The 12,971-nt window shown below is 31.9% G+C and carries 15 protein-coding genes; all 15 read right to left on the bottom strand.

Translation table 11 applies throughout. The features are described 5' to 3' along the window. Window positions 1-108: 108 nt before the first annotated feature. Entirely contained in the window at window positions 109-471 is a 363-nt protein-coding gene (locus BZG01_RS10945) for an efflux RND transporter periplasmic adaptor subunit (RefSeq protein WP_101309875.1), read from the bottom strand. 95 nt (window positions 472-566) lie between these two features. Next, window positions 567-1,100 carry a hypothetical protein gene (locus BZG01_RS10940; RefSeq protein ID WP_101309874.1) on the bottom strand — a complete coding sequence of 178 codons (534 nt, stop codon included), beginning with the start codon at window positions 1,098-1,100 and terminating at the stop codon, window positions 567-569. Window positions 1,101-1,122: 22 nt separating this feature from the next. After that, on the bottom strand, window positions 1,123-2,097 hold the full coding sequence (locus BZG01_RS10935; protein WP_101309873.1) for a hypothetical protein: 975 nt from the start codon (window positions 2,095-2,097) through the stop codon (window positions 1,123-1,125). A 222-nt stretch (window positions 2,098-2,319) separates the two neighbouring features. Beyond that, window positions 2,320-2,541 (bottom strand): hypothetical protein, encoded by a 222-nt coding sequence (locus tag BZG01_RS10930; RefSeq protein WP_101309872.1) that lies wholly within the window; start codon window positions 2,539-2,541, stop codon window positions 2,320-2,322. Window positions 2,542-2,796: 255 nt separating this feature from the next. Beyond that, window positions 2,797-3,855 carry an efflux RND transporter periplasmic adaptor subunit gene (locus BZG01_RS10925; protein ID WP_101309871.1) on the bottom strand — a complete coding sequence of 353 codons (1,059 nt, stop codon included), beginning with the start codon at window positions 3,853-3,855 and terminating at the stop codon, window positions 2,797-2,799. 52 nt (window positions 3,856-3,907) lie between these two features. Then, window positions 3,908-4,198 (bottom strand): hypothetical protein, encoded by a 291-nt coding sequence (locus BZG01_RS10920; RefSeq protein ID WP_180327289.1) that lies wholly within the window; start codon window positions 4,196-4,198, stop codon window positions 3,908-3,910. A gap of 77 nt (window positions 4,199-4,275) precedes the next feature. Next, window positions 4,276-4,887: a hypothetical protein gene (locus BZG01_RS10915; protein ID WP_101309869.1), complete on the bottom strand. Its 612-nt coding sequence runs from the start codon at window positions 4,885-4,887 to the stop codon at window positions 4,276-4,278. A gap of 7 nt (window positions 4,888-4,894) precedes the next feature. Next, on the bottom strand, window positions 4,895-6,025 hold the full coding sequence (locus BZG01_RS10910; RefSeq protein ID WP_101309868.1) for a 6-bladed beta-propeller: 1,131 nt from the start codon (window positions 6,023-6,025) through the stop codon (window positions 4,895-4,897). A 276-nt stretch (window positions 6,026-6,301) separates the two neighbouring features. After that, window positions 6,302-6,784: a hypothetical protein gene (locus BZG01_RS10905; protein WP_101309867.1), complete on the bottom strand. Its 483-nt coding sequence runs from the start codon at window positions 6,782-6,784 to the stop codon at window positions 6,302-6,304. A gap of 108 nt (window positions 6,785-6,892) precedes the next feature. Next, entirely contained in the window at window positions 6,893-7,486 is a 594-nt protein-coding gene (locus BZG01_RS10900) for a hypothetical protein (protein WP_143470884.1), read from the bottom strand. Between the two features lie 86 nt (window positions 7,487-7,572). Further along, window positions 7,573-8,694, bottom strand: a complete 1,122-nt coding sequence (locus BZG01_RS10895) for a 6-bladed beta-propeller (RefSeq protein ID WP_101309865.1) — start codon at window positions 8,692-8,694, stop codon at window positions 7,573-7,575. A gap of 68 nt (window positions 8,695-8,762) precedes the next feature. Further along, window positions 8,763-9,017, bottom strand: coding sequence for a hypothetical protein (locus BZG01_RS10890; protein WP_101309864.1), 255 nt, complete (start codon window positions 9,015-9,017; stop codon window positions 8,763-8,765). A gap of 216 nt (window positions 9,018-9,233) precedes the next feature. Beyond that, window positions 9,234-9,656 (bottom strand): DUF1573 domain-containing protein, encoded by a 423-nt coding sequence (locus BZG01_RS10885; protein ID WP_101309863.1) that lies wholly within the window; start codon window positions 9,654-9,656, stop codon window positions 9,234-9,236. Window positions 9,657-9,720: 64 nt separating this feature from the next. Continuing rightward, entirely contained in the window at window positions 9,721-10,833 is a 1,113-nt protein-coding gene (gene lepB, locus BZG01_RS10880; RefSeq protein ID WP_101309862.1) for a signal peptidase I, read from the bottom strand. Between the two features lie 2 nt (window positions 10,834-10,835). Beyond that, on the bottom strand, window positions 10,836-12,767 hold the full coding sequence (locus BZG01_RS10875; RefSeq protein WP_101309861.1) for an O-antigen ligase family protein: 1,932 nt from the start codon (window positions 12,765-12,767) through the stop codon (window positions 10,836-10,838). Window positions 12,768-12,971: the final 204 nt, after the last annotated feature.

The following is a 12,971-nucleotide window of genomic DNA, read 5'->3' as shown; positions in this document are numbered from 1 at the left end:
GTTTCACTTTAATTATCAAAACCTATCCTAAAGAGTATTGTTAGCAGCATGAATGCCACCAACAATACCTATCATAAAAAATAACTAATTAAAAATTAATTGGCACTCCTATATCCATAAAGAGGTATTATTTGCCAATACCTGTCTGCTTTTCTCTAAACTGGTTTTTTGCTCAAAATCTTCCAATGTTGCCAATACAGCACCTTTCTTTACAAAAGTGCCATTGCTAACAGTAAGCTTCTTAACTACACTGGAAATCTTAAAGTTTAAGTCGCACTTGCAAAAGGCCCGCAGCTTTCCATTACTCACCAGTTCCTTTTGAAAGGTGGTAGTTACCAACTTAATTGTTTTTACTTCGTTTAATTCTTCCCGAAAAGCAATTTTCGAGGATTCTTCGTCAATCTTTCCTTGTGAAGGTGCACAACTAACTGCCAAACAGGCAACGCATAATAGGATTAAAGGTATTCGCATGAAATAGAACTTAAAACCGTTTAACAAACCAGAATATTTAAGTAATAAAAGTAGAAACAATCAACCATATCCACCTTGCAAACTATTGAAAAACATTAATTTACACACACCCTATTAAACAATTCTATCATAGAACTATTAACCCATGGCTTTCCAACCATCTTTATTTTGTTTTCTTTATCAATTAGGACAGAACCATCCCTTATCCATTTCGGAATATTTAAATTTTTACCCACGAATTTAGAATGAGGATCCATCAATATGTAATATTTCTTATCAACCTGATCTATTTCATCTACTTTAGACATCAAATCCTTATAATTATCTCCATTGATAATAAAAAGAACCGTATAATCTTTGGATGTTGTAAAAGATTCCATTTTCTTATGCCAATTGATGAATTCTTGATAACAAGGTCGGCACCCATTTAATAGATATACAACCGATAAATATTTATACTTTCGACGAAAATCAACAAAACTCAATGCTGTGTCTCTATGCCAAACAGTGTCAGATATATCTATGTTTACAGGATGATTTACAATGCTTCTCAAATCCTTCTCTTTATCTGAAAGGCATGAAACACAAATAATTGAGATTATAACTGCAGTTACTGTTAAATATTTCATATTAATAAAATGTAATTACGATCTAAATATCTAATGAAAAATAACCTAATGGATTTATTCTATTATCAAAATAGGCGATTACTCTATTATTTTCTTCATCTATACAAAATTCACTAAACTCATACCCAACTTCAATTGTTTTAACATAATTTCCATTAATGTCAAAAACTAATAATTTTGATGGTGCAATATCAACTCGACCACCTTCATCAGTAAATACAACATGTTTATCACCAATATAAGAAGCAATAATATAATTTTTATATGTTTTTACTACTCCGTAAAACTGAATTCCTTTTGTCTCTTTAGGATTCCATTGAGGCCCATATATATTATATCTCAAATTGCCCTTTAAATCACAAATCGTGATTAAGTCTACATAACTAAAGCAAGTTGTATATATTTCATTTTTAGTAGATAGATCAAAACTAGAATACGATTCTCTCCCTTTAAGATCGGGATAGATATAACCATATTCTTCAATCTTATATGTATAATTATTCAACTTTGTTGTGGATATATCCATGGAATGATAGCTTGTTGGAATTACTGATCTTCCTATTGTTATACTATCATTTATGAATACACTTTTAACTTGAAACGAATCTTTATTCATTTTCAATTTTTCAGTTGGAATAAAATTTTCATTGCTTAAAATACTATCAATCGGAAATTTCCAACTAACCATTTTCCCGTAATCATCTACCCAAATAGCTTTGGAATTGTAACTACTCCTACTCTCTCCTAAAACCGTTATTTCACCAGGACCTTTACCCATAAAACCAGTACTCGTAATATATTTAAAACTGTTTTTATTGAAAAAATGAATGCCTTTCGCATTAGAAGGAGTCAATTCGTTAATAATCAATATAGAGTCAGAAATTGTCATACTACAATATTGAAATAGAAGATCAGTTTTTATGTCTGTAATTTTATCTTTAACATTTACAGTTTTATCTGAAGATTCCTGAAATGTTTTAGATTTATCCGAATCCATATTATTACAACTAAGAAATAAGATTAAAACCAGACAACTAAATAAAAAAGTATTTTTCATTACTATATATCTTATAAAGAATTCATTGATATTTTTATTAAAAGTTTATAGCGTTAATTCCCGCTAATGTTATATACTTCATTTTCCCATTTCACAATATTTAAGTTATATAGAGACCACATAAGTGGCCTCTTAAATATTTGAACATTCTAAAACCCTATGTTAAACATTCTCTTTGTACTTATGGAAACCATTGCAATAACACATTCCCACTTTAGCCAAACATCCATTTGGACAAGTAAAACTACCTTCCCCTGATGCCTGCGCCATAGTTTCAATATCATTCAATGAAATATTACTATTCACATTTGCCTCACTTAAATTAAAAAACAATGCTGTGGCAAATAAACTTGCTGCGATACCTGCAAATATTCTTTTTTTCATCTTAAATTTTTTCTATACCATATGCAAACTTAAAGGCATTACATATCTCCTTATTGTGCTGATCTATCCTTTCACAGCACAGGTCACATAGACCTTTTCTTATTTTAGTATATCTTTGCCGTATTACCTCCTTTCTAATTTTGGAGGGAGCCCGAACAGGAGCTTTGTTTTGTTTCTAAGGCGCAACAAGCTTCTGTTCTTTTTCCCATTTTATTTATTCTTTTTATGAGAATTTCACTTCTCTTTTCATTTTAATCAATCCCCAAGTACTCTCACCTTCGCCTCGTGTGCTAAATTCAAGTTTCCATCAACAATCACTTCATCACCGGCTTGCAGTCCTTCGGTAATTGTGTAAGATGAACTGTTTTCTTGCCCTGTACTTACATAGTGCCAAATGGCTGTTCCTTCCTGATGGGTAAAAACAACCTCTTTGTTTTGACGGAGCAGCACTGCCGACTTAGGAACAACCAGTTGATCTGGCAAACTATTCTGAACAAGAACCCGCACATTCATTCCTTCCAATAACTTACCTCCATTATTGGTTACTCTTGCTGTAATTTTTACCAATCCATTCTCCTCAACAACTGGATTTATTTGGGTCACCTTACCCTTATATTCCTTCTCGAAAGCAAAAGGAAATATACTAACAGTTTGACCATTTTGTAAATCTTTCAATTCCGATTCCATTACCGAAAATTCAACCTCGAAACTTTTGCGGTCTATCAGCGTGCAGAATGGCTTGCTACCGTCTGTTTTGTCATAAATCCTACTATTCAGATTGGCTACAACGCCATCGAAAGAAGCAAGAAGGCGGGTTGCCTGCATATCGTACAGTGCTTTTTTGTATTCTAAGCCAGCAGAAAAAAAACCGGATTTTAATTTCGAAATCCGCAACACTTCTTTTGGTATTTCAAGGGTATCTTTCCCATCGTACCCCTGACCAATGAGAACATCCTCCAGCTCAAGTTGAGCCTTTGCCAATGCCTGTCTGCTTTTCTCTAAACTGGTTTTTTGCTCAAAATCTTCCAATGTTGCCAATACAGCACCTTTCTTTACAAAAGTGCCATTGCTAACAGTAAGCTTCTTAACTACACTGGAAATCTTAAAGTTTAAGTCGCACTTGCAAAAGGCCCGCAGCTTTCCATTACTCACCAGTTCCTTTTGAAAAGTGGTAGTTACCAACTTAATTGTTTTTACTTCGTTTAATTCTTCCCGAAAAGCAATTTTCGAGGATTCTTCGTCAATCTTTCCTTGTGAAGGTGCACAACTAACTGCCAAACAGGCAACGCATAATAGAATTAAAGGTATTCGCATATCATAAAATTGAATTTCTATTCAAAATGAACTACATAACTCAAAGCTTAAACTATTTTTCCTCTTTCAGATAAAATGGATATACACGAACTCCCCCATCTTCATTTTGGTAATAAATAGCAACTGTCGATTGCGCCTCTGATTTTTTACAAACAAACATATAGCCAACTTTTGCAGATTCAAATAAAACTAAATTTTCAATTGTGTTCTGAAGAATAATTTCTTTAGAAACATCTTTTATTTCCAATGTAATCAGCAGGCGTTCTTCTTTTTTTTCCAGCTTAATAATTTTTCCATGCATCGGCTCATAATCCGACATTAGGGTTATATAGCGTTTCTCCATTATCATTGAATTCTGAGCACTAATAGATTGGATTCCTGCAAGCAATAAGACAATACAAATAAATAAACAACGCATAATTATAATTTTAGTAGATATTTTTTTAACAATTCAATCGATAAGTTTGTGTCATAAACAAAACAACTCTTAATGGTTAAATCATTAGATATTTGTGCAATAACTATTTTCCGATTCAACTTATTAAAATACTCAGTGGATTCTAAGTGATAAACATCCCAATTCTTTTCTAATACATTGTAAGTACTATAAAATCTCATTTTTTCTTCTTCATCAAAAATATCAGTTAAAATAATGTTTTTTTGTGCCAGGAGTTTCGGGCTTGAACCTAATATATTGCAAACCTCGTTAATACAATCTTTACAACTATTTTTTGGAATAAAAATCACAATCTTTTTTGTCGTAACAACCTGATCCAATGTCAACTTATTTTTGGCTCTTGCATTTACTTTTAATGTGAGATTTTCAGGAATTTTCGAATCCTGAAGCATAGTTATCACTTCCAATGATTTAACATAAATATTTTGAAGCGCATAAAATTTCTCCTTTTGAAAAATAGAAGAACTAATTTCTGATTGAAGTTCTTTTTGTTTTTGTAATTGCTTATAAAAAACAGTCACAAAAACACTAATAAGTAAAACAAATCCAATAACTATCAATATATTATTTTTCATAACTAAATTATTCTTCCCCCGCTACGTCTAGATAAACAATGTATGGATTATTATTTTCACTAAAAGAAACAGACACATGCTCCATCAACACATTATTGTTACTTAAACTATTTATTTGATAAGGGAAAATATAGCTAATGAATTGTCCTCCTTCTGTAACGGATATGGAATTAAAAATAAGGTTAGCAATACAACTATTCCCTACCTTATAAGAAACGGAAGTCTCTGAATGTTTATTAAATAAAGTAACTGTTTTCTGTTCTCCTCTGTAATATTTCAAAATCAGCACATCAGAATTTTCGATAAAATCAAGAAAATTTATATATTTTTGTTTTTTAATTTCCTCTAAAAGCAGACTTGGATGTCTTCCTTTGTATTTGTCAAAAAAAGCTTTATTAGGAAAAAGATCAATATTTTTAATCGCATAAGATACGGCCATCTTTTCATTCTTCCATTTATAGATAATATTAGAAAATGGAGGGCAAAAAGAAATTGTATTTGTATTATCTTTCTTTAAAGTAAATTCTGCACCCATAAAATAATTCTTTACATATTCAGGTCGGTGCAAAAACTCGTGCTTTTTTATGAAATTTTGATCCCATAATTCCAACAAAAAATCTTCTCCTGATGTGGTTTGTATCAAAAAATCACTACTTGTTGTATTCACAATATTACAAATCTGTTTATTTAAGGAGGCTTCTTTTACAAAATTCCTTTTATTGTTATAGGTTAATAATTTACTAAGTGTTCTATCATACAGCAGATACTCTTTTCCGTTTGAATTTCTTAAAAAATCCTCTAAACCCAAATATTCACCTTCGGCTTTGCCTATAGTATTAATTTTATTTCTGAATTCCCCTTGCCCTGAAAACCAAAAAACTGATTTAGACTTCCATCGATCCAGAATTAGAAAATCTCCGTGGTCTATATCAATTTTACTAATTGAACCAATAATACAACTATCGCTTGTTTCTAAGGGGATTACTCTGTCTATTTGTATTGATAATTTTTTAACGTCACCAATATTTTTCAGAACATCCACAGTTCCATTTCCCACGAGTAAGTCATTAACTTTTTCTTCAGAATTTAAACAAGAAGATAAAAAGATAAGGGAACACATAATAAATACTTTATTCATTGATTGATATTTAGTGTGAAAAATACATAATTTAAGTTACCAACTTAACTGTTTTTACTTCGTTTAATTCTTCCCGAAAAGCAATTTTCGAGGATTCTTCGTCAATCTTTCCTTGTGAAGGTTTACAACTAACTGTCAAACAGGCAACGCATAATAGGATTAAAGGTATTCGCATAACAAATAAAATAAATTCATTCATATCACTAAAAGACAATCACTTAAATTTAATCATAATACATCTGATTGTATCTAACGCAATCTTACTGGTTGCATATCCTAATATCTATTGCCCCCTGAATAGTGTTCTAACTGCTCTCCAAAATTAGAAATAGATGGATTGGTTATTTCCAAAATACAGCTTTTAGAATCCAACAAATAATTTATAAATATCATCTTTTCATTATTCTTGGATTCAATAAAAACGGGATAAGTAAAGCTCATTTCTTTTAACGTTTCAATTACATATTCTTTATCATCAGTTTCAATATAAAATAGAAACGATATATCAGGATACTTTTTTAGATAAGGCTTATAATGTCTTAATTCTAAAATTACTTCATCTTGTAAAAATGTAACACATTTAAAATGTTCTCCAAAGGGATCAACTTTAAAAATGACAGAATCTTCTATCCCCACAATTTCACAATTCCTATCCAAGATTATTTCTCTCTTTTTTTTATCCCCACCAATATTATTACGAATAAGAATTACAATAAGGACAAATACTACAACTAAGACATACACAAAATTTATTTTCATAATTTGTTTTTAAAACTTTAATTTCATGTCTCTCTCTTCTCTAAAATGCTATCAATTAAATACTCACAACACCTTACTACTCCACCTTAATTATTTTTTAATGTCTACTTATTCATAACATTTATTTGCTTTTTCATTATCCAAATAACATGCATTATAATTCCGCTTAATAAATTCTATCGGATCTTCAAACTTACTCTCCACATAAGGAATACTTACCTGACTCACGCTGTCATACAGTACAAATACAATATCTTTTCCTGGAAGTGATTTCACATATTCTGAGTCCAAACTTGAGATATTGATAACGTTCTTTGAGAATAATTCATCTTTCAAAATAATTCTCAAAGTTCTAATATGTATATCAGAGGTAATAAAAATAACTTCCATTGAATATATTTTCTCCAAGTATGAAAGACCTTTTAACTTTGGCTCAAAGCAAGCCCAACATCCCTCTTCTGGAATAATTACAAACAAAGCCTTATTTTTATCTCTCTTCTTAATTGACCATGATTTGGATACAATAGGTGCTAACTTTGGTGCTATCATAAATAAAATTGAATCTCTAATTAATGATTCCTTCGCAATCATTCTCATTTGAATATCACGTTCTTTTCTCAAGCTTGCAACTTGATATTTATATGTTATAAATATGGATAGGATTACAACTACCGTTATTGTAACAATAATTTTACTATTCATCAGTTTATGTTTTTCAACAATCAATCTATTAATTTAACAAAAAAAAACATTGGAAATATTCCAACTAAGCTCATATATCACGAAATTTAATCTTTAAGTTTACAGTAAAATAATACTGGATTATCATACAATGTAATGTCTTTCAGTATTTCTTTATTGACTATAGGTAAACGCATAAAAGAATCTATTTCATCAATTATGTGGTATGGATATTCTAAATAAACTAATTCATTTGAGTTCGTAACACCTACTAATCGCCCTAAACAATTTTGCTCTTTTTCTAAAATAGAATTTTCTTGAATCTCGCCTGTTTTTTTATTATATATAATTATATTTTTTACAGAAGGATCATTCTTCTTTTGAATTAAAATTTCAAACACAGAATACTCCTGTGTTTCATAATAATTTTTAACAACCCCAAAACCCTGTTTGTAAAGCATTTCGAACCCCTCAACCATAGGCTTAGAGAAAAATTCAGAGGGAATAGAATATTTCCTAAAATCCAAATTGTAAAGCACGCTCAATTTTCCTTGATTAAACTCGTAAACCAAGTTATCAAATGCCTCTTTGAAAAAAACAGAAGTATCTGACCTCGTAAACTTCCATTCTGTTATAGGCATATTAAAAGCCGTTTTATCTGGTAAAAATGAAACACACTGCCCTCCATCCAAATTGGTAACGTATAATCGATCTGAATGCCTATTCTTTTGGTAACTGGTAGAAAATAGATATGTCGACTTCATTTTCTCAAACGATATGGCGTTTAGATCAATTTGAGTCTCTGATAGGAATTTTCCGTTATTTAAATAACGAACAATTCTGGATTGCATTCCTGTTCCTGTCAATATTTCAACAGTATCTGCACTTACAATAAAATCGTCAAAAGATGTATATTCACCTGGCCCTTTACCTCGAAAGCCTATTTCATTTTTATATTCCCCATTTCTGTCAAACCGAAAAACCTTGAAATGTGCGCTAAATTCACCTACATAAATATCACCACATTGTTGTTGTACAACTTTTATTCTATCACCAAGCATATTATTTTCCAATATTTGTAATGGGACAGCATAAATAGAATCAAAAAGGAACTTGTTATTACCAATAGCGGGTATTCTTTTACCTTCCTCGCATACTTTACCTGTATCAGTACATGAACAAACTACAAAACTTATCACTATTAACTTTGCTAAAATTATTGCTTTCATAATTAATTACAAATATTAAATATAATGAACAGATTGAGGGTGTACTTAATTACACCCTCAAAAACAAATTAATAATTAACAATACAATAATAGCTACTACAGCGAGAACTGTATTTCTTTGTTGTACATGCCAATTTAATTTGCCATGCAGAGCAATATGCCATTGTTTGATACAATGCTCCTCCTGTTTCACCGCCTGCCATTGCAATTGACGAAATATCTTGCAACGACTCACTATATTTCTGATTAGCATCACCATAGTTTTCGTTAATACTAAAAGCTAAAAAAAATGCGACTGTACAAAAAACTAATATTTTTTTCATGTTCTTAAATTTAATGTTTTAAGTAAACTTAAAGGGGTTACTCTACTCCTGTTCATAAATACACTGATATATCCTTTCACAGCATAAGTCATATAGACCTTTTCTTATTTTAGTATACCTTTGCCCTATTACCTCCTTTCTTATTTTGGAGGGAGCCCGAACAGAAGCTTTGTTTTGTTTCTAAGGCGCAACAAGCTTCTGTTCTTTATTCCCATTTTATTTATTATTTACTGAGAGTTTTACTTCTCCTTTAATTTTCAATTCATTCATCCCGTTTAGAGTATTGCAAAACACCGTAATCGTCTTAAAAAAACGCCCGGAATATTTTGCATCATAACTCACTTTAATTTCTGCACTATCACCTGGTTTTATTGGTTGTTTAGTCCATTCTGGTTGAGTGCAGCCACAAGAGGTTTCTACATGTTGGATTAAAAGTGGGTGTTCACCTATATTTTTATACTGAAAACTGACTGTTTTCGGTTTCCCTTGCTCTAACTGCCCCATATCAATCTCCATTATGTCAAACTTAATTTGAGTAACTTGTGTACTAATTGGGCACACAGAATAATCTTCAGCAAAAAACCAAACACAAAACAAAAGGCCAATAACACCCACCGATACAAAAAAAAGCTTTTTCATACTACCATCTCTTTACATTAGAACCCCAAATATTTTTCAAATTCATCAGCACATATAATCACACTTATTCACTTTGATTACCAGTCAAACTGTTACCGACTCTAGCCCATCTAATTCCTTCCCAGGCATATTGTCCGGGTTCTCTGCTCCACCCAACAGCAAATGCTCTACCAATCAAATGGTCTTCGGGAACAAAACCCCAATTACGACTATCAATACTATTCGTTCGATAATCTCCCATCATAAAATAGTAATTTTGCTTAGGCACATAATAATCTGTAGTAATTCCATTTATTTTTATGCTGTCCTGCTTTACTGCCAAACTGTTGCCTTCATACGTTTCAATCAGCCTTTTATAGGCTGCGATATTTCCTGTATTTATTGATAATCTTTTCCCTTTTTTAGGTATTTCAATTGGCCCATAATTTATAGCGTCCCAATCTTTTTCTTTATCTAATTCTTTCGGAAAATAATAAATACAACACCTGTGCTTCTTCCTTATCCGCACACTATCAATATTTTCTGACAACTTAAACAACTTCTGCTCCTGATTGGTAAGAGAAAAAACACTGCAATCTTCACTAGGGTTCCAACAAAACCTGAATGTTGTTTTCAATTTAAAAACCGCCATTTTATCCTGATAATAAACATTGCACAACTTCTTTTCCTCCCTATTTTCACCCAAGGCTTTTCCATTTATATAAAGCTTATAATCAATCGTCTGAATTACCTCTCCAGGCAGACCAACACATCTTTTCACATAAGGAATCTGATAACTTAAAGGAAGAGAAACCTTTTTGTTACAATTAATGTAAGTAAAATTTGAATCTTCATTTCTTTTCTTCAGTTCCAATGTTTCGTAATAGTTCAATTGTGGATTGTCAAGAAATACGGTATCCCCTTCGGGAAAATGGAATACCATAACATCTCCTCTTTTTACAGTTCTATATTTTGGCAATGAAAATTCTCTTCCAAACAAATGTTTCGTTCCTCCAAAGCCAATCTTATCCACGCAAATCCAATCTCCTGGTTGAATTGTTGGCCACATCGATTCTGAAGGAATTTGATATATCGAAATGAAAAAAGTCTTCATCACGAACACAAAAACCAGAACATAAAACACTACATAACAGAGCTTTTCAATCAATCGTAAATATTTACTTGTTTTAATTTTCATTATTACTCCTTATCTAACATCTTATTTAATTCATTTCTTATCTCCTCAATCGCTTTGGATTCTACCTTAACATCTTTACTTAATAATTCCTTTGCAATATCCCTGGCCTTATCATTTTCTCCCTTTTCAACATAAAGTTTTGCCAATAAATACTTAGGATAAAATTTATGAGGTATTATACACCAGGCCTGCAAGTATGCCTTTTCAGCTTTATCATATTTTTTTAACGCTTTATAAGCATCCCCAAGTGCAGTATATAAAATAGGATCACTGCGATACAGTCTTGCCTGCTTCAATACATTTTTTGCTTCCGAGTATTGCTTGCCCATACACAAACACTTGCCATACATTTGGAGCAACAATCCGTTATTAGGCAAACAATTAGATGCCTTTTGATACTCCTCGGAGGCATCATCATAAATCTGAAACTGATATAGTTGGTAGGCTTCTCGCCAATGTTGATAGCCTCTGTATTGCTGCCATATAAAACTGCCTAATATGGGCAGCAGAGCAAACAGAACAAGAGCCAATAATTTATTGACCCAAAATTGGATACCGGTTAGCATACTTTCCTCTACAGCATTCTTTTCATTGGATTTCAGGTGAATGAGTAAAGCACACAATATTAAGAATTGTACAACTATTGGAGCCACATCTATTGGGTAAGAAAATAAACTAAAACACAGGATAGAGAGCAAAGCCCCTTTTATAAATACTGCATTCTTTTCAACCGAAGTAAACTTTGATTGACTTTTTCCAGAACCTTCCTTTCGAAAAAGTAGAATTAGAAAAGTAAAACTTAATGATATCCCAATTGCACCGTAAGCTACTGCTATTCTTATCAATTCGTTAAAGGGCACATCAGGCATTCCCGCAAACATTTCCTGTTCGCCCGTCCCTTTTCCACTACGAAACCATTCCGCCTGATAATTTCCATACTTGGCTTCAAAGCCTCCAGCTCCCCAGCCCAACAATGGTTTGTCTTTTATCATCTCCCACGAAACCTGCCATATAAGCATACGACCATCCGCAGAGCCTTGCTTTAACTTATAGATGCCTAAAAATCCCAAACACAATACACATACACTTATTGCAATGAAATTTAACCGCCACCATTTAGTCGCATTATTATAAAAAACGACCAATTTTTCTAAGGTGCTAAAATCATTCCGGAAAAACCGTAAAACATACAAACTCCCAATTACTACCCCCAGCCATGATGCCCTTGAACGAGCAACAGGCAACACTAAAAATAAAAGCCCAAGAACAAGTTGAGAAAAATAACATAGCAATGCACTTTTATTTGGAATCCGGACTTGAAAAGGCAATTCATACTCGAATCTGGAAATGTGAATTATTTGTATTTCCCAATAGTGTTTTGTACTCCTATTGGATAGATAAAGTCCCAAAGCAATTGGAAATCCGCTCATAATAAATCCGGAAAATGGTCCGGGATTATGAAATGATCCTGTCACTAAAAAAAGGCTGTGGTTAGAAGAAATTATCCCATACAACTGAAGCAAGCCTTGTAAACCAGCTACAAGTATTACTAATAAGTATACTACAAATATTGTTTGAATTACATTTTCAACCCAAGAGAAAATACGTCGCATACCCAGCAATAGTAACACCCCTGAAACAATAGCAATAAAATGCTCATTTGAAGCTAAGGGGGAAACAAAATCACGAACAATAACAAAAAGGCCTCCAAAACCGATAACCAGATCAACTTTATGTACATTGATCGCTTTTCGCTTACACAACAAGTCAATTGCCAAATAAAAACCTATTAAAATAGCCACACCATTAAAGAAGACCCATTTTGATGAAACTAAATAATTCATTAAAGAAGCATCAACAACGAAACAACTACTTAAAAGTAGAATGCTCATTAACAAATGAAATGTCCTGATAATATTTTTGGATACATCCATAAATTCTATTGTTACAGCATTATTTTTAGCTCTAAATTTATTAACAGATTAATGACCCTATTTCCACCTTAATGAATTTACGTAATCAAACTAAAACATCGACAATGATTTTGACATAAAAGTAATTACAAACACATACTTACCTTATCACATATGTGTAAATGACTTGCACATATGTGTTTTTTACACTTTAACATACTACAC

The sequence above is a fragment of the Labilibaculum manganireducens genome, assembly GCF_002843385.1.
Classification (GTDB): domain Bacteria; phylum Bacteroidota; class Bacteroidia; order Bacteroidales; family Marinifilaceae; genus Labilibaculum; species Labilibaculum manganireducens.
The sequence above is the reverse complement of the archived record's forward strand: the minus strand, read 5'-3'. Positions and strand labels throughout refer to the sequence as shown.